We start from the raw sequence: 18,547 nt of genomic DNA on the forward strand, positions 1-18,547 counted from the left end.
CTCTTCCACGCCGGGTCGGCCCGGCGGACGCCGGGCCGCGTTCAGGGTAGCCGGTGGGTGTCAGACCCCGGACCCGGCGATCTGCAGGTTCGCGCCGGTCCCGCTGACCTGGATCCAGCGGTTCTCCGAGGTCACCGTGCCGTTGGTGAGCTGGTAGGTGAGCGAGACGACCGCCCGGTTCTCCCCGCTCGGGGTGATCGAGCCGACAGTCACCGACCGCACCGTCGACCAGAACGAGGAGTACTGCCCGTAGCCACCGGTCTGGGCCTGATAGCCGGGCGCCAGCTGCGCCCAGGCACCGCCGATGTTGCCGGGCAGCATGCCGTAGTACCCGGCGATGAACTGGCTGATGCGGTCCGGGCTGGGCGGGCCGAACGGGGTGGTGGTGATCGTGGTGCTGGTCGGGCTGGGGGTGGCGGTCGGCTTGCCCGAGGTGCTCGTCGCGGGCGCCGACGAGCTCGCGCCCGGGGTCGTCGGCCCGGTCGGCGTGGAGCTCGGCGGCGCGGAGACGGTGACCGTCTCCTGCTCCGGCACGATCACCACGGTGCTGACCTTGCCATCGACCACCGTGGTGACGGTGACCGGATCCAGCGCCTGCTGCGTGGGGTCCGTGCCCCGCTCGCGCGTGACGACCAGCACGATCAGCATCACCGTGAACGCGGCCACGGCGGCCGCGAGCAGCAGGATGGCCCGGCTGTTGTTCGACCCACCGGTGCGGGCGGGCGGCCGCGGGCCGGCCGGCGGCGGGCCGGCCGGGGACCCCGCACGCTCGTCGCTGCCGGGCACGGCGTCCTGCCCATCGTGCTGTCGCGCGTCGGTCCCGGCCGCCGTCGCGGCGCGGTCGGCGCTCGGCCCGGACACCGAAACGCCCGGTGCGCCGGCCGTTCCCGCGGCGGACGATCCGCCGGTGATCGCGGACCTGGCCGCCTTGGCCAGCGCCAGGCCACCGCCCAGCAGCGCCGCCGCGCCGGACTTCGCCGCCGCGCCGCCGGTGGGCGCGCTCGGCTGCGGCAACAGCGTCGTGGCCGCCTCACTCAGCGGGAGCACCTTCGTCGCCGTGGCGGGCAGGGCCGGAACCCGGCCCGCCGCCACGTCTTCGAGCGCCTTGCGCGCCTGGGCCATGGTCGGGCGCTGCTCGGCCGAGGCGGTCAGCAACCACATCAGCACCGGCCCGAGCGCACCCGCCTGCTTCGGTTCCGGCACCACTCCCCTGGCGACGGCGTGCAGTACCGCCAGCGGGTTGTCACCCTCGCCGAACGGCGGGGCGCCCTCGACGGCGGCGTAGAGGGTCGAGCCCAGCGCGAAGACGTCGGCGGCGGGTTTCGGGTCGTCGCCGCGGGCGATCTCGGGCGCCAGGTAGGCGGGCGTGCCCGCCAGGAAACCCGTGGCGGTGACGGTGACATCGCCGGTGGCGTGCGAGATCCCGAAGTCGGTGAGCTTGACGGTGCCGTCGTCGCCGACGAGCAGGTTGGCCGGCTTCACATCGCGGTGCATGATCCCGGCGTCGTGCGCCGCCGACAGCGCGGCGGCGGCCTGGGCGCCGATCCCGGCCACCTCGAGCGGCGGCAGCGTCGCCCCGCCCGCCAGCTTCGCCGCGAGGCTGGGCGCGTTCATATACTCCATGACCAGCCACGGCTGGCCGTCTTCCTCGGCGACGTCGAAGACGGTGATGGCGTTCGGATGGTGCAGGCGGGCGGCGATGCGACCCTCGCGCATGGCGCGCAGCTTCGCTTCCAGCGCTTGCGAACCGGTGAGCCCCGGCGCGAGCAGCAGTTGCTTCACCGCGACGGTGCGACGCAGCCGGACATCGGTGGCGCGCCACACGACTCCCATCGCGCCGGTGCCGATCGGGTCGGTGAGTCGATAACGCCCCGCGATCAACCGATCCGATGTCATAACGTGTGCCCCTCCTGCAATACCGCCGAGTCGTCCAGCCCTCCGCGCCACAGCGGGATGAAACTTCCGAAAATCCTACGTGCTGAACTGCTTTGCCCTCGTCCTCGCGGGCCCCGGTCCATGGACTCCCGGCCGCTTCGTGATCAGACTCACAACCGGCACAACAGCATCGGACCGGCCCCGCGGGGACCGGTCCGATCTGCCGTCGCCTGCCAGTGTCTCAGGCGTTGAAGTATTTCGCCTCCGGATGCAGCAGCACGAACGCGTCGGTCGACTGTTCCGGGTGCAGCTGCAGTTCCTCCGACAGCGTCACCCCGACCCGGCCCGCGTCGAGCAGATCGACCAGCTTGGCCCGGTCCTCGAGCTCCGGGCAGGCGCCGTAGCCGAAGGAGTACCGCGCACCGCGGTAGCCGAGCTTGAAGTAGTCCTGGATGTCGGCGGGATCGTCGTCGGCGACCGACTGGCCCTCCAGCGTCAGTTCCTCGCGCACCCGGCGATGCCAGTACTCGGCCAGCGCCTCGGTGAGCTGCACGCCGATTCCGTGCACCTCGAGGTAGTCGCGGTAGTTGTCGGCCGCGAACAGCGCGTTGGCGAAGTCGGCGATCGGCTGGCCCATGGTGACCAGCTGGAACGGCAGCACGTCGACCTGGCCGGTCTCGCGCGCCCGCTCCCGCGAGCGGATGAAGTCGGCGATGCACAGGAACCGGTCGCGCTGCTGGCGCGGGAAGGTGAACCGGTACCGCTCGGGCGCGTCGGCGTCGGGCTCGGTGAGCACGATGACGTCGTCGCCCTCCGACACCGCCGGGAAGTAGCCGTAGACCACCGCGGCGTGCTGCAGCACGCCCTCGGTCGCGAGGCGGTCGAGCCAGGCCCGCAGCCGCGGGCGGCCCTCGCTCTCCACCAGCTCCTCGTAGGACGGACCGTCACCGCTGCGCTGACCGCGCAGACCCCACTGCCCCAGGAACAGCGCCCGCTCGTCGAGCAGGCCCGAATACTCCTGCAGCGGCAGCCCCTTCACCACGCGGGTGCCCCAGAACGGCGGGGTCGGCACGGGCAGATCGGCGGCCACGTCGGAGCGCTCGGGCACCTCGATCGGCACCTCGGCGGCCTTGCGCTCGGCGGCGATCCGCTTGGACCGCTCGTGGCGGGCCTTGCGCTCGGCGGCCTTCTCCTTGGCGGCGATCGCCTCGGGGCTGTCGGGATCGAGGCCACCACCGCGCTTGACGGTCATGATCTCGTCCATCAGGCGCAGGCCCTCGAACGCGTCGCGGGCGTAGTGCACGTCGCCCTCGTAGACGGCGGTGAGGTCGTTCTCCACGTAGGCGCGAGTCAGCGCGGCGCCGCCGAGCAGCACCGGGAACTGTTCGGCGACACCCTTGGCGTTGAGTTCCTCGAGGTTCTCCTTCATCACCACGGTCGACTTCACCAGCAGCCCGGACATGCCGATCACGTCGGCCTTCTTGTCCTGCGCGGCGTCGAGGATGGTGGCGATCGGCTGCTTGATGCCGAGGTTGACCACCTCGTAGCCGTTGTTGGACAGGATGATGTCGACCAGGTTCTTGCCGATGTCGTGCACGTCGCCCTTCACGGTGGCGAGCACGATCCGGCCCTTGCCGGAGTCGTCGGTGGCCTCCATGTGCGGTTCCAGGTGCGCCACCGCGGTCTTCATCACCTCGGCCGACTGGAGCACGAACGGCAGCTGCATCTGGCCGGAGCCGAACAGCTCGCCGACCGTCTTCATGCCCGAGAGCAGGGTCTCGTTGATGATCTGCAGCGGCGGCACGGTCTGCATCGCCTCGTCGAGGTCGACGTCGAGACCGTTGCGCTCGCCGTCGACGATGCGCCGCTCGAGCCGGTCGAACAGCGGCAACGCGGCCAGTTCCTCGGCCCGGGATGCCTTCGACGACGCGGTCGAGACGCCCTCGAACAGTGCCATCAGCTTCTGCAGCGGGTCGTAGTCCTCGCCGCGGCGGTCGTAGATCAGGTCGAGGGCGGTCTGGCGCTGCTCGTCCGGGATCCGGCTCATCGGCAGGATCTTGGAGGCGTGCACGATCGCCGAATCCAGTCCGGCTTCGACACATTCGTGCATGAACACCGAGTTCAGCACCTGCCGGGCGGCCGGGTTCAGGCCGAAGGAGATATTGGACAGGCCGAGGGTGGTCTGCACCTGGGGGTGCCTGCGCTTGAGCTCGCGGATCGCCTCGATGGTCTCGAGGCCGTCCTTGCGCGACTCCTCCTGGCCGGTGCCGAGGGTGAAGGTCAGGGTGTCGACGATGATGTCGGACTCCAGCAGACCCCAGTTGGTCGTGATGTCGGAGATCAACCGCTCAGCGATCGCCACCTTGGTCTCGGCGGTGCGGGCCTGGCCCTCCTCGTCGATGGTCAGCGCGACCACGGCGGCACCGTGCTCGGAGACCAGCCGCATGATCTGCTGGAAGCGCGAATCCGGGCCGGCGCCGTCCTCGTAGTTCACCGAGTTCACCGCGCAGCGGCCACCCAGGTGCTCGAGACCGGCCTGCAGCACCGGCGGTTCGGTGGAGTCGAGCATGATCGGCAGGGTCGAGGACGTGGCCAGGCGCGAAGCGAGCTCGTTCATGTCCTTGGTGCCGTCGCGGCCGACGTAGTCGACGCACAGGTCGAGCATGTGCGCGCCGTCGCGGGTCTGGTCCTTGGCGATCTCGAGGCATCGCTGCCAGTCCTCGGCCAGCATCGCGTCCCGGAAGGCCTTGGAGCCGTTGGCATTCGTGCGCTCACCGATCATCAGGATCGAGGCGTCCTGCTCGAACGGGACCGCGGTGTACATGCTCGACACGGCAGGCTCGTGGGCGGGCGTGCGGCGCGCCTCGATCGGCGGCAGCGTGGTCTCGACCGCGCGCACCGCCTCGGCGACCTGGCGGATGTGCTCGGGGGTGGTGCCACAGCAGCCACCCACCAGCGAGAGCCCGAACTCGGAGACGAAGCCGCTCATCGCGACCGCCAGCTCCTCCGGGGTCAGCGGGTACTCCGCGCCGTTCGCGCCGAGCACCGGCAGACCCGCGTTCGGCATCACCGAGACGGGAATCTGCGCGTGTCGCGACAGGTGACGCAGGTGCTCGCTCATCTCGTCGGGGCCGGTCGCGCAGTTCAGGCCGATCATGTCGATGCCGAGCGGTTCGAGCGCGGTCAGCGCGGCGCCGATCTCGCTACCGACCAGCATGGTGCCGGTGGTCTCCACGGTGACGTGGGTGATGATCGGGATCCGGCGGCCCGCGGCCGCCATGGCCCGCCTGCTGCCGGTGATCGCGGCCTTGACCTGCAGCAGGTCCTGGCAGGTCTCGATGAGGATGGCGTCGGCGCCGCCGTCGAGCATACCCAGGGCGGCCTCGGTGTAGGCGTCGCGCAGCGAGACGAACGGCGCGTGCCCCAGCGTCGGCAGCTTGGTGCCCGGTCCCATCGAGCCCAGCACATAGCGCGGGGTGCCGTCGGCCGACGGGCCCATCTCGTCGGCGACCTCACGGGCCAGCCGGGTGCCGCGCTCGGACAGATCGCGGATCCGGTCGGCGATGTCGTAGTCGGCCAGGTTGGGCAGGTTGCAGCCGAAGGTGTTGGTCTCCACCGCATCCGCGCCGGCTTCGAAGTACGCGCGGTGGATCGCGCGCAGCACGTCGGGGCGGGTGTCGTTGAGGATCTCGTTGCATCCTTCGAGGCCACGGAAATCGTCGAGCGACAGATCCGCGGCCTGCAACATCGTGCCCATCGCACCGTCGCCGATGACGACACGCCGTCGGAGCGTATCGAGGAGCGTGGTATCGAACCCGGTGGGCAAGGACGCAGACATGATTCAAGACTAATGGGCGGCCCCGACGCATAAGACCACTGCGGGTGATTCGAGTGGCGCCGGACACAGCCCGCACGGGAAACACGCAACAGCGCCGGTCACCGCAAAACAATTCGCCGAAGACACTAGGCTGACCGGGTGGATGCCAGTGAAACCCCCGAGACGGAACTGCCGACGTTGCGCAATCCCGTGCTGGTCGCGGCCTTCGAGGGCTGGAACGACGCCGGTGACGCCGCCAGTGGCGCGGTCGAACATCTGGAGTTGATCTGGGACGCCGAGCCGCTCGCCGAACTCGATTCCGAGGACTACTACGACTACCAGGTGAACCGCCCGACGGTGCGCCAGGTGGACGGGGTGACCAGGGAGATCCAGTGGCCCTCGACCATGTTGTCGGTGTGCTCGCCCCCCGGGAGCGATCGCGATGTCGTCCTGCTGCGGGGGATCGAACCCAACATGCGCTGGCGCAGCTTCTGCAACGACCTGCTCGAGTTCATCGAGCAGCTCGGTGTGGAGACGGTCGTCATCCTCGGCGCGTTGCTCGCCGACACGCCGCACACACGTCCGGTGCCGGTGACCGGCTCGGCCTACAGCCCCGAGGCCGCCGAGCGGTTCGCCCTGGAGCAGACCCGCTACGAGGGCCCGACCGGGATCACCGGGGTGCTGCAGGACATGTGTGTCAAGGCCGGGGTGCCTGCGGTGTCGTTCTGGGCGGCGGTGCCGCACTACGTGTCGCAGCCGCCGAACCCGAAGGCCACCATCGCGCTGCTGCACCGGGTCGAGGACGTCCTCGACATCGAGGTTCCGCTCGGTGAGCTGCCCACACAGGCCGAGGAGTGGGAGGCCGCGGTCAACGAGATGACCGTCGGCGACGAGGAGATCAACGAGTACGTGCGCTCGCTCGAGGAGCGTGGCGACGCGGCGCTCGACCTCAACGAGACGATGGCCAAGATCGACGGTGACGCCATCGCCGCGGAGTTCGAGAAGTACCTGCGCAGGCGCGGTCCGGGCAGTTTCGGGCTCTGACCCGCGTTCACCGGGAATTCGCCACGCGACCACCTCCCGGATATCGACGGCACGCCCCCTAGACTTTTTCGCGTGCCGAACCACCCGATCGTCGCTCATCTCCGGGGATTCGACGACCGGATCGCGGTGCTGCACCGGCACCCGACCGTGCCCGCCGACACCCTGTGCCGCGTCACCTATGCCCAGCTCGCCGACCGCGTCGCGGAGTTCTCGGCACGGCTGGGCCCGGCGCGCCGACTCGTCGCGCTGACCGCGGCCAACGACATCGACTCCCTCGTCGCCTACCTGGGCGCGCTCGACGCGGGCTGCGTGGTGCTACTGACCGGCGAGCTCTCCGGTGAACTCGCCGCAACCTACGATCCCGACGTCGTCGTCGAGGGCGGGCGGATCGTCGCCGAGCGCGCGGACCCGGCGCACGAGCTGCACCCGGAGCTCGCCCTGCTGTTGAGCACGTCCGGCTCGACCGGCTCGCCGAAGCTGGTCCGGCTCTCGGCCGCGAACCTGCTCGCCAACGCCGACTCGATCGCCCGCTATCTCGAGATCGGGCCGCACGATCGCGCGGCGACCACGCTGCCACTGTTCTACTGCTACGGCCTGTCGGTGGTGCACAGCCATCTGCTGCGCGGGGCGAGCCTGCTGCTCACCGACCGGTCGGTGAGCGATCCCGAGTTCTGGGACGAGTTCCGCGCGCACCGGGCGACGTCGTTCGCCGCGGTCCCCTACACCGTGGACCTGCTGGACCGGGTCGGCTTCGCCGAGATGTCACTGCCCGATCTGCGGTACGTGACGCAGGCGGGTGGCCGGCTCGAGCCCGCGCGGGTGCGGGCCTACGCGCGGCTCGGCGCGGCGGCGGGCTGGCGATTCTTCGTGATGTACGGCCAGACCGAGGCGACGGCCCGGATGGCGTATCTGCCACCGGAACTCGCGACCGAGCACCCGGAGTGCATCGGGATACCCGTACCCGGTGGACATTTCACGCTCGAACCGGTCGACGACGGCGCCGCCGAGGAACTGGTGTACCACGGTGCCAACGTGATGCTCGGCTACGCGACCCGCCCCGCCGATCTCGCGCTGGGCCGCACCGTCGCGGCGCTGCGCACCGGTGACCTCGCCCGGCGCACCGCCGACGGCCTGTACCAGGTGATCGGCAGGCGCAGCCGCTTCGCGAAGCTGTTCGGGTTGCGCATCGATCTGGGCCGGGTCGAATCCGAGCTCGCCGCCGCCGGTTTCGGCGCGGCCTGCACCGACGACGGCGCCCGGCTGATCGCCGCGGTGACCGGGACGGGCCGGGGTGATCCCGCCGCGCTGATCGCGCGGGCGTCGGGACTGCCCGCGGCGGCGGTGACCGTGACGATCGTCGACGAGCTGCCCCGGCTGGCCACCGGCAAGATCGACTACCCGGCGATCCGCGCGCAGGCGCCCGCCGAGCCCGAGACCGGCGCCGATGTGCGCGCCATCTACGCCGACGCGCTGGCCCTGCCGGTCGAGAAGATCTCGCGTGCACACAGCTTCGTGGAGCTGGGCGGTGATTCGCTCAGTTACGTCACCACCGCGGCCCGGCTGGAACGGGTCATCGGCAAGCTGCCCGCCGACTGGCCGCAGCTCTCGATCGACCGGTTGGAGCGAACACCGCGCGGCCGGGGCGGTGTCGGGCGGGCCCTGGACACCGCGACGGCGCTGCGCGCCATCGGCATCGTGCTCGTGCTCGGCTCGCACATCCAGCTGTTCGAGATCTGGGGTGCGGCGCACGTGCTGCTGGCGGTGGCCGGATACAACTTCGCGCGGTTCGCGGTGAGTGCGGCTCCCCCGGCCCAGCGTCTCCGGCAGACCGCGCGGTCGGTGGCGATGATCGCGGTGCCGACGGCGCTGTGGGTACTGATCACGATGGTGTGGCAGCCCGGCTATTACAGCTGGCAGAATGTGGTGCTGCTCAACAAGATCCTCGGCCCGCGCAACGACACGGCGGGGCATCTGTGGTTCCTGGAGGTGCTGGTCTACTGCACGGTCGTCGCCGCGCTGCTGCTGCGGATCCCGTGGCTGGACCGCTGGGAGCGGCGGGGGCCGTTCTGGTTCGCCCTGGCTCTGCTCGGGCTCGCCCTGGTGGTGCGCTGGCATACGTTCGGGCTCTATCCCGAGCGCGATATCCCGTTGTCACCGCTGGCCTGTTGGTACTTCGTTCTCGGCTGGGCCGGAGCGAAGGCGACGGCAGTCTGGCAGCGGCTGATCGTCAGCGCCGTGCTGCTGGCAAGTGTGCCGGGGTATTTCGGCGTCACCGATCGGGAACGCCTGGTGATGGCGGGCATCCTGCTGCTGGTCTGGCTGCCCGCGCTGCGCGTGCCCGCCGTCCTCGCCGTGGTGGCGGTGGCGGTGGCCGACAGCTCGTTGTTCGCGTACCTGCTGCACTGGCAGGTGTACCCGGCGTTCGGCGACCATCGACTGCTCGCATTGTTCGCCTCGCTCGCGGCCGGTGCGGCCGCTACCAGGATGGTGGTTCTGTGCCGGCGGAACTGGCCACGGCTAGCGCTCCAGGGTCAGTACCTGGGCGGCCGCCTCGTGCGCCAGCTTCGCGATCAGCAGGTCACGCGGGATCGTCTGGCCGGCAAGGTGATCGAGTGACGGCACCACCACGTGGTGGGCGTCGGCCCGCTTCAATTCCTGAGTGAGTTCGGCGAACGCCGCACCGTCACCCGCGGTCGATTCATGGAACGTCGCGGCGAAGCACATCCCCGCGGTGCGCGCGAGGCTGCGTAGCGCATCCTCCAATTGGTCGCTCCGGCCTTCGGCCAGGTCGTCCCGCAAGTATCCATAGATCAACGCTTCCACCCGAACCTCCGTTGGATTGGGATCGCTGTTCTGTTGTCGGATCCCCCCGCGCCACGCCGTGCGCCGCGCGGGGGTACTGCGTTGCCCTGCAAGCTCTCCTGCAAAGCGGGTGTCCGCCGGGGTCGGCGACGAGCACCTACTTACAGCATGCGTATTCGCGGCCCCGCGCAGCAGATGTCAAGCCGATGACATCTACATGCCCTATTCGGGACGCCGAACGTTAACTGGTGGGATACTACCGCCGTGACCGCAACTGATGATCGACCCGTCTGGGCTGTTCGGATGCGTTCGGAACGTGACGCGAGGGGATGGTCGCAAGCCGATGCCGTCCGCGCGATGCGTGCCAAGTCCTCCCACAACCTGCCGACGGACAGTACCCTGCTGCGCAACTGGCGGCGCTGGGAGTCCGGGGAATCGCGCCCCGACGAGTTCTACGCGCCGATCATCGCGGCCGCGTTCGACACCGTCCCCGCCGCGTTCTTCCCCAAGTCCCGGCCCAACCGCGATGACGAGCTGTTATCGGCGACCGGTATGGACACGCTCGAGTTCATCGGCAGACTCCGGATGTCCGACGTCAACAGCGCCACCCTGGACGCGGTGCGGATCACCGCCGAACGGCTGTGCTGCGAGTACGCCTACGCCGACCCGCACGAGCTGCACGCCGAGGGCACCGCGTGGCTGCGCCGGATCACCTCGCTGCTCGACGGCAGGCTCACCCTGAGCCAGCATCGGGAGATCCTCGTGCTGGCGGGCTGGGTGGCGTTGCTGGTCGGTTGCGTCGATTACGACCTCGGACACCGGGCCGGCGCCGAGGCCACCCGGCGGGCCGCGGATTCGCTGGGCCGCGAGGCGGGCAACGTCGAGATCTCGGCGTGGGCCGCCGAGATGTCGGCCTGGTTCGCGCTCACCCAGGGCAATTTCCGGGGCGCGATCGACGTCTCGGAGAAGGCCATGCCGGGCACCGCCTCGATGGGTGTCGGGGTGCAGCTGGCCGCCCAACGGGCCAAGGGCTGGGCCCGCCTCGGTGATCGCCGGGCGGTGCAGACCGCGCTCGACGAGGGCAGGGCGATCCTGTCGCGGATGGGTCATCCGGCCGATCTGCACAACCACTTCGTCGTCGACGCGACCAAGTTCGACTTCTACGCGATGGACTGCTGCCGGGTCGCGGGCCAGGACCGGCTGGCCGAGCGTTACGCCCAGCAGGTGATCAGCGATTCGACCAGGCCCGACGGTTCGGTCCGCAACCCGATGCGGGTCTCGGAGGCCCGGCTGACGCTGGCTGTGGTCGCCGTGCGCGACCGCGATCTCGAGCGCGCGGTCGAGGAGGGCGTCGCGGCGTTCACGGCGGGTCGCCGCTCGCTGCCGTCGCTGGCCTGGATCGCCGGCGAGGCGGCCAGGGAGATCATCGAACGCTATCCGGGAGATCCGCGCACCCAGTCGTTCCTCGAGCAGCTGCGCTCGCTCAACGTCGGGTGAGCGGGGCTTACCAGACGGCGGGGGCACGCCGATCCGGGGCGGGTCCCCCGGGGCGCGCGGCGGCCACCACTAATCTGTCTACGGTGACCGACCTCGCCGACGGCCTGCCCAGCGCCGTACCCGCCCTGTGGGACGAGCGGCTGCGGTTGTTCTCGTTCGCGACCGCGGAGAAGCGCGCCGACTACCTGCGGGTGCTGCGCGCCTTCGACAGTGCCCGCGCCGCCTACGTGGTGCTGCTGCACGCCGACGACGTCGCCGAGTGGATCGCCAGAGCCGAGACCGGCGGGCAGGCCGGGCCCGCGGGCGTGCCGCTGCCCGCGGTCGAGATCGGTCCGCTGCTCGAGCAGCTGCACCGCTGGGGCGTGCTGGAGCGCAGCTACGACGGCACCCGCGCGGCCACTCTGGCCGAGTACCGCAACCGGCACTACGTCTACCAGTTCGCGCAGGCGGGTTTCCAGGCGTACCGGGCGGTGGCCGGCGTGCTGACGGCCCGGATGGACGACGCGTCGCTGTCACGCCTGGTGCTGCCCGAACTGCTCACCGACCTGCGTACCCTGGCCGCGGCCAATCGCGACGGCGACGCCGAGCGGGTCTACACCACGCTGCGCAGGCTCGACGCCGCGCTCACCGACATGGCCGCGCGCGCGGCGCACTTCTACCTGTCGCTGGGCGATCTGGTGCGCACGACCGAGATCACCCCGGAATCCTTTCTCGCGCACAAGGACGCGCTGCTGGCGCACATGCGCGAGTTCAGCATGGACCTGGCCCGGTTCGCCCCCCGGCTGGCGGCCGCGATCGGCGAGGTGGAGGCCACCGGCGTCGAGCAGCTGATCGGCCGCGCGGCGAGCTGCGACGAGCGGGTGCTGCTGAGCCCGGCCGAACGCGAGGCCGACTGGCGCTCGCGCTGGGACGGCCTGCGCACCTGGTTCGTGGCGGCGGGCGGCGGCGAGGCGAACGAGTCGTGTGAGGCCGACCGGCTGCGCGAGGCGACGATGAGCGCGATCGCCGCGGTGCTGTCGCTGCTGCGCCGGGTCACCGAGACCCGCCGCGGCGGGGTCAGCCGGGAATCGGCGCTGCGGCATCTGGCCGCCTGGTTCGTCGACACCCCCACCACGGGCAGCGCGCACGCGCTCTACGACGCGGTGTTCGGCCTGGGCAGGCCCCGGCACCTGGCGCTCGAGCATCCCGACGCCGAGGTGATCCCGGCGGGCCGGTCCTGGTGGGAGGCACCGCCGTTGGAGATCTCACGGACCCTCGCCGAGACCGGTCGCGCGCCGACCGCGGGCGCGCCGGCCCGGATCGCGCGCAACGACGCGGGCATCCGCAGGTTGCGCGAGGCCCAGCTGGCGGCCCAGCGCGAGCGGGCCGCGGCCGCGGCCTCCCTGGCCACCGGCGCCGTGCACGAACGGGTCCTGGACCAGCGCGAGACCGAGGTGCTGCTGCGCCTGCTCGACGCCGCGTCGACGGCGTGGGTGCCGGTCAGCGGAAAGGTCGACGGCACAACGGGTTCCGACAACGGCGTGACACTGACGGTGCGGCCGTGCGACGGGTCGACCGTCATCCGCACCGCGGCGGGCCTGCTGCACCTGAACAACCGCCGCCTCGAGGTCACCGCGACCACGCGACGGGGGACGCCACGATGAGACAGCAGCGCCGCATCGACGCCCTCGCCCTGGACAGCTACCAGCGCGCCGCCCGCGTCATGCTCGCCAACCACCTGGTCACCCGGGTCTATCCCGACCGGATCGCGCTACCGCTGATCCGGCGCTGGGCCACCGAACTGCGCGAGGACCTCGCCGAACTGTTCGGCTACCGCCTCGAGGTCACCGAGACCACGGCTCGGCTGTATCCGGTGCACGACCGGCTCGACGACACCCTGCCCGCGCGCAGCGTCAACGACCGCGTCTTCGACCGCCGCCGCTACGCCTATCTCTCCTTGGCCCTGGCCGCGCTCGGCCGCGCGGGCGACCAGATCACGCTGTCGGAATTGGCCGAACACGTGGCCGATTACGCGAGCCGGATCGACGGCCTCGAGCTGTCCACCGAGCGGGCCGCCGATCGGGACGCGTTCGTCGACGCGGTCGGCTGGCTCGGCGCCAGGGGCGCGCTCACCCTGGCCGACGGTGACGCGGGCGGCTGGGCCAGCGACCCGGAGGCGGGCGAGGCCCTCTACGACATCGACCGGCCGGTGGTGTTCGCGCTGTTCCGGCCGCCGCGCGCGCTGCAGCATCTGCACAGCGTGCGGGGTCTGCTGGCCGAGGACACCGAGCACGCGCCCGCCGAACAGGCCCGCCGGGTGCGCCGCGCGCTGGTGGAACGTCCGGTCGTATACCTCGAAGACCTCTCCCCCGCCGAGCGCGCCCTGCTCGGCCAGGACCGCGTGGTCGACGAGGTCGAGTACTGCACCGGCCTGCGCGCCGAGCGGCGCGCCGAAGGGGTCGCGCTCATCGACACCTCGGGCAGGCTCTCCGACACCCGCTTCCCCGGCACCGGCACGCTCGCGCAGGTGGCGCTGCTGCTCATCGGCGAGATCGCCGACGTCGTCCTCGACATCGACGACCCGGTCGCGCGCCATCCCGCGCCGACCACCGAGGACGCGCTGCTCGACCAGCTCGACGCGGCCATCCCCGCGGCGGGCGTGTTCGCCCCGCTCGCCGAGGATCCCGAAACACCGGACCCGCCCGCGGATTCCGTCGACGACGAACTCGCCGACACCGAGCCGCTCACCTATCCGTTCCTCGACGACGCCTGGGTGCGCGGCACGGTCACCGCGCTGACCGACCGCTACGGCGCCACCTTCGCCGCGCAGTGGCAGGCCGATGTCGGCGGGCTCACCGCCGAGGTCGTCGCGCTGCTCACCAAGCTTCGGCTGGTCCGGCCGGTCGAGGGCGGGCTGCTGGTCCTGCCCGCGCTGGCCAGGTATCGGGGCGCGGTGGTCACCGTGCGGGTCCGCCAGGCCGAGGAATTGTTCGTCACCGCCGCCGACACCGACGGCAGCAGCACCGGAACGGGAGGGAACTGAGCAGATGTCGCTCATTCACGGCGGAGTGCGTTTCGTCCCGACCCGCGCGGGCATCGTCAACCTCTGGGACTACCGCGACCAGGAGTTCTGTTTCGCCGACGGCAGGCTCGTGCTGCGCGGTCCGAACGGATCGGGCAAGACCAAGGCCCTGGAGGTGCTGTTCCCGTTCGTGCTCGACGGACGGATCGAGCCGCGCAGGCTCAATCCGTTCGCCGGCGAAGAGCGCACCATGAAGTCGAATCTGCTCTATCGCAAGCAGGAATCGGCCTACTCGTATGTCTGGATGGAGTTCGCGCGCGGCAGCTGGGAGGACCCGGAGGTCGTCACGGTCGGCATCGGCATGCGCGCCACCCGGTCCTCGGACAAGGTCACCCGCTGGTATTTCGTCGCCGACGGGCGCGCGGGCGTCGACTTCTCCTTGATCGGCCCCGACGACCGGCCGCTGACCCGCAAGCAGCTCGCCGAGCAGATCGGCAGTGACGCCATCGTCGACCGGCCGGTGGAGTACCGGGCCGCCATCGACGCCCGCATGTTCGGGCTCGGAGTGCAGCGCTACGACCAGCTGATCAATCTGATCCTCACGCTGCGCCGACCGCAGCTGGCCAAGAACCTCGACCCCCGCGGCCTGTCGCAGGCACTCACCGACGGCCTGCGCCCGCTCGACGAGCAGCTGATCCTGGACGCGGCCCGGTCCTTCAGCGATATGGAGGAGGTCGGGCGCACCCTGGACGGGCTCGTCCAAGCCGACACCGCGACGCGCCGCTTCGTCGACGTGTACCGCAAATACCTCGCCGTGCAGGCCAAGACCGATGTCGACCAGGTGCGTGCCCGCCTCGACGCGGTCACCAACGCCTCGACCGCCCTGTTCGCGGCCACTGCCCTGCGCACCCGGCGCGAGGCCGACCGCACCGCCGCCGAGGCCAGGGCCGAGGAGGCCGACCGAGCCTACGAGCAGGCCATCGCCGACCGCGAGAACCTGCAGCGCTCGAGCGCCTACGAGGGCAAACAGCAGCTCGACGACCTCGCCGACGCTGTCCGCAGGCTCGAGACCTCCGCCGCCGTGCACCGCGACAAGGCCGCCGAGGCCGGCCAGACCCTGCAGCGCCGCGCCGAGGAAGCCGAGCGCGCCGCCGAGGCCGTGCGCACCGCCGCCGCCGCGCTGGTCCGCGGCGAGGACGCCCTGCGTGCCGCGGCCGAGGAGGCCGGCATCGAGTGGACCACACCGGGTGCCGACGGCCGCGGTGATCAGATCACCGCCGCCGTGCGCGGCCACGCCGAGGAACGCGACGCCGACGTCCGCGCGGTGCGCAAGGCGTTGAGCCGCTGGGAAGCCCTGGCCGCCGATCGCACCCGCGCCCAGCGCCTGGCCGAACGCGCCGTGGAACTGCGCGACGCCGCGGCCGCCGAGGTGGCCCACGCCGAAGCCGCCGTCACGCTGGCCAGAACCGAATCGGCTGCCGCCCTGCGCACCTGGTGGCAGACCAACGCGGCGGTGCTGGCGCCGATCGCCGCGGGCACGCTGCCGACCGGTCACGACACCGACCTCGGTTCCGGCGGCATTCCGCGCAGCGCCGATGCGGAGCGCCCTGGGCTTTTCGATGCCTTGACCTCGGCCCTCGCCGCGGCGGGCACGGAGGACGCCCCGTCCGTGCACGAGGTGCTGGCCGAGTATTGCGAGCCCTTGCAGGACCAGATCCGCACCCGACGGCAGGAAGCCAAGGCGCGGGCGGCGGCCGCGGCCGCACGCCGGGAAACGCTGGTCGCCGAGCGCGACAAGGTGGCCGCCGAACGCGACGACGCGCCGCCGCCGCACCCGACCGACGCCCGCGAGCCGACAGACCTTCCCGGCGTGCCCTTCTGGCGCTCGGTCCGGTTCGCGGACGCGGTGGCCCCGGCCGAAGCCGCGGGTATCGAGGCCGCTCTCCAGGCGACCGGGCTCCTCGACGCCTGGATCTGTGACCCGGCCCGCGTCCGCGATGTCGACGGGGTCCGCTATCTGCTCCCGCTGCCCGCCGCCGATCGCCCGGCCGGTCGCACCCTCGCCGACGTCCTTGTCGTCGAGGACGGCTCCGACGATCTGGCGATCCCGACGAGCATCGTCGCCGAGGTGCTGGCCTCGATCGCACTCGACGAAGCACCCGCCGCCGACGCGGCGGGCACCGAACCGAGGGCGGCCGGAACGACTGCCGCTGGAGTGCTCCGCCTCCCGGCGGGCGCGGGCGATCCCGTCGTCGTCGGCACTGCCGGCATCTTCCGGCACGGCCTGCACGTCGGACGCCACACCAAGCCCGACGCCGAGTTCCTCGGCGCGACCGCGCGCGCCCGCCGCCGGGAACTGCGCCAGGCCGAACTCGACGCGGCGATCGAGGCCGCTGCCGCCGAAGCCGAGGCGGCGAAGGCCGACGAGGCCACGGCCACCGCCGAATTGGCGACCCTCAGCGCCGCGACGAAGTCCCTGCCCCGCCCGTCCGCGATCACCGCCGCGCTGCGCGCGGTCGCGGAGACGGCCGGTCTCATGCGGTCGCGGTCGGAGGCCGTCACCCAGACCGAACGCGATCTGGACCAGGCGGTCGGCGAGGCCACCGCGATGGACAAGAAGCTGCGAGCCACCGCGCAGGCGCATCGCACGCCGACCGAGGCCCGCGAACTCGACGCGCTCGCCGCCGCGATCCGGCACTTCGAGAATACCGGCACCGGGCTGCTGCGGCTGCGCGCCGAACACGAGCGCGAACGTGAACGCGAACGCGAGGGCGCCGACCGGCACGACGAGGCGCGAGCGCTGGCCGAGGCCTTCGCCGAGGAGGCCGAAGCCGCCCGGCTCGGGTTCACCGAACAGCAGCGCAAGCTCGAGACCCTGCGGGAAGCGCTGGGCGCCGGCGCCGCCGACATCGACCGCGACCTCGAGGCCGCCCGCGCCGCGATCGAGGCGGCCAAGGCCGAGCAGCGAGCCGCGCGCAAGGCCGCCAATGCCGCGATCGAGGCGGTCGGCGACGCCGAGGCCGCCTACCGCACCGCCAACGAGGCACTGGCCACCGCGCTCACCGAGGTGCTGGCGGAGGTGCGGTCGCTGGCGCCCTACGCCCGGCCGGACCTGCTCAGTCTGCTCGGTGCCTCGGTCGAGCACCGCTGGCCGAGCACCGATGCCGCGTGGTCGACCCCGGAGCAGTTGCAGTACCGGATCGTCGCCGCCGGACCGGAGACCGACCCGGTCGTGCTGCCCGAGGAGGTGGCCGCCCTGTTCGCCGACCTCGACACCGCCACCACCCAGGTGCGAGCCACCGAAGCCGGGCGCAAGTCCACCCGGTCGGCGGTGACCAGCGCGCTGCAGGAGTTCGATGCCGCGCTCACCGCGTCGGGCCGCGACTATCGACTGCACTGGGATGCCGCCGACGGCCTGACCGTGGTCGCCGTGCACGACGAGAACGGACAGGCCGCGCTCGCCGATTTCGCGGCTCGGATCGACGCCGCGCGCCGCGATCAGGAACTGCTGCTCACCGACGCCGAGCGCCGCATCCTGGAGGACGCGCTGCTGACCGGCCTGGCCCAGCAGATCCACGAACGCACCAGCGACGCCCGCGAACTCATCACCCGCATGGGCGCGGAGATGAAGCAGCGCCGGATGTCGTCGGGCAACACCATCGGCGTGCACTGGATCCTGGCCGACGGCCTGTCCGAGGCCGCCCGCGCCATGTGCAAACTGCTCGACCGGGACACCGCGGCGCTGAGCCCGGAGGATCTGGGCGCCGTGCGCGCCCATTTCGCCGCGGAGATCCGCGCGGCCCGCACCGCCCACCCGGAGCGGTCCTACCCCGAGATCCTCGGCGCCACCCTCGATTACCGCACCTGGCGGGTGTTCTCGTTCACCCTGATCAACGGCGACGGCAGCGAGGACAAGCTGACCGTGGCCCGGCACAGCGCGCTCTCCGGTGGCGAGCAGTCGGTCTCGCTGCACCTGCCGCTGTTCGCGGCCGCGCACGTGATGCTCGACTCCGCCGATCCGCAGGCTCCCCGTCTGCTGGCGCTGGACGAGGCGTTCGCGGGCGTCGACGACAACGGCCGTAGCGAATTGCTCGGCCTGAGTGTGCAATTCGACCTCGATCTGTTCATGACCGGCTACGACCTGTGGATCACCTACGGCCACGTCCCCGGCTGCGCGCACTACGACCTGGCGCACTCGACCGCCGAGAACACCGTCAGCGCCACGCTGCTGGTCTGGGACAGCGGCGAACTGCTGGCCGAACACGACGGCGGCGACCTGACCACGGCGCTGGGCTCCCCCAACCGCCGCCGCGTCCCCAACACCATCGAGGGCGGCCTCACTCTGGAGGGCATGCCGGGCGAACCGGCCCCGGTGGGCTGAATGCTCAGGAGCGCCAACCGGTCTTGACGCCACCGCGCCGCCCCGGCGGCGTGGTGGCCAGGCAATTGCCGGAAGTCTTAGACCGACCAGTTTTCTTACTCGGAATTAACCGAATCGAATTTCGCGGAAT

General features: G+C 71.4%; 9 protein-coding genes. 6 read left to right on the forward strand and 3 right to left on the reverse strand.

Annotated features, from left to right (window positions below):
* Positions 1–60: 60 nt before the first annotated feature.
* Positions 61–1,896 (reverse strand): serine/threonine-protein kinase, encoded by a 1,836-nt coding sequence (locus tag Q7X29_RS21410; RefSeq protein WP_316575182.1) that lies wholly within the window; start codon positions 1,894–1,896, stop codon positions 61–63.
* A 220-nt stretch (positions 1,897–2,116) separates the two neighbouring features.
* The gene (gene metH, locus Q7X29_RS21415; RefSeq protein ID WP_218719696.1) at positions 2,117–5,713 is read right to left on the reverse strand and encodes a methionine synthase; all 3,597 of its coding nucleotides are present in this window, start codon (positions 5,711–5,713) and stop codon (positions 2,117–2,119) included.
* A 138-nt stretch (positions 5,714–5,851) separates the two neighbouring features.
* On the opposite strand from metH, the gene Q7X29_RS21420 reads away from it, so the two are divergent.
* Positions 5,852–6,736: a PAC2 family protein gene (locus Q7X29_RS21420; protein WP_218719697.1), complete on the forward strand. Its 885-nt coding sequence runs from the start codon at positions 5,852–5,854 to the stop codon at positions 6,734–6,736.
* Between the two features lie 72 nt (positions 6,737–6,808).
* Complete coding sequence (locus Q7X29_RS21425) at positions 6,809–9,352, forward strand: AMP-binding protein (RefSeq protein ID WP_316575183.1); 2,544 nt, start codon at positions 6,809–6,811, stop codon at positions 9,350–9,352.
* Here Q7X29_RS21425 and Q7X29_RS21430 read toward each other — a convergent pair.
* Positions 9,254–9,559, reverse strand: coding sequence for a hypothetical protein (locus Q7X29_RS21430; protein WP_218719699.1), 306 nt, complete (start codon positions 9,557–9,559; stop codon positions 9,254–9,256). The two genes, Q7X29_RS21425 and Q7X29_RS21430, sit on opposite strands and share 99 nt — an antisense overlap.
* A 336-nt stretch (positions 9,560–9,895) precedes the next feature.
* Here Q7X29_RS21430 and Q7X29_RS21435 point away from each other — a divergent pair, with 336 nt between their 5' ends.
* The 4 genes from Q7X29_RS21435 to Q7X29_RS21450 all read left to right on the forward strand — a co-directional run bounded on the left by Q7X29_RS21435 (position 9,896) and on the right by Q7X29_RS21450 (position 18,417).
* On the forward strand, positions 9,896–11,035 hold the full coding sequence (locus tag Q7X29_RS21435; RefSeq protein WP_316575184.1) for an XRE family transcriptional regulator: 1,140 nt from the start codon (positions 9,896–9,898) through the stop codon (positions 11,033–11,035).
* 83 nt (positions 11,036–11,118) lie between these two features.
* The gene (locus Q7X29_RS21440; protein ID WP_394358710.1) at positions 11,119–12,678 is read left to right on the forward strand and encodes a TIGR02677 family protein; all 1,560 of its coding nucleotides are present in this window, start codon (positions 11,119–11,121) and stop codon (positions 12,676–12,678) included.
* On the forward strand, positions 12,675–14,057 hold the full coding sequence (locus Q7X29_RS21445) for a TIGR02678 family protein (protein WP_316575185.1): 1,383 nt from the start codon (positions 12,675–12,677) through the stop codon (positions 14,055–14,057). Before Q7X29_RS21440 ends, Q7X29_RS21445 begins: the two co-directional genes overlap by 4 nt.
* A 4-nt stretch (positions 14,058–14,061) precedes the next feature.
* Positions 14,062–18,417 (forward strand): TIGR02680 family protein, encoded by a 4,356-nt coding sequence (locus Q7X29_RS21450; RefSeq protein ID WP_316575186.1) that lies wholly within the window; start codon positions 14,062–14,064, stop codon positions 18,415–18,417.
* Positions 18,418–18,547 lie beyond the last annotated feature (130 nt).

It is taken from the genome of Nocardia canadensis (assembly GCF_032656385.1).
Taxonomy (GTDB): Bacteria; Actinomycetota; Actinomycetes; order Mycobacteriales; family Mycobacteriaceae; genus Nocardia; species Nocardia canadensis.

Bases quoted from the DNA above. Each gene is read 5' to 3' on its own strand.
- Q7X29_RS21410 (WP_316575182.1), bottom strand. From the start codon at position 1,896: ATGACATCGGATCGGTTGATCGCGGGGCGTTATCGACTCACCGACCCG.
- metH (WP_218719696.1), bottom strand. From the start codon at position 5,713: ATGTCTGCGTCCTTGCCCACCGGGTTCGATACCACGCTCCTCGATACG.
- Q7X29_RS21435 (WP_316575184.1), top strand. From the start codon at position 9,896: ATGCGTGCCAAGTCCTCCCACAACCTGCCGACGGACAGTACCCTGCTG.
- Q7X29_RS21445 (WP_316575185.1), top strand. From the start codon at position 12,675: ATGAGACAGCAGCGCCGCATCGACGCCCTCGCCCTGGACAGCTACCAG.
- Q7X29_RS21450 (WP_316575186.1), top strand. From the start codon at position 14,062: ATGTCGCTCATTCACGGCGGAGTGCGTTTCGTCCCGACCCGCGCGGGC.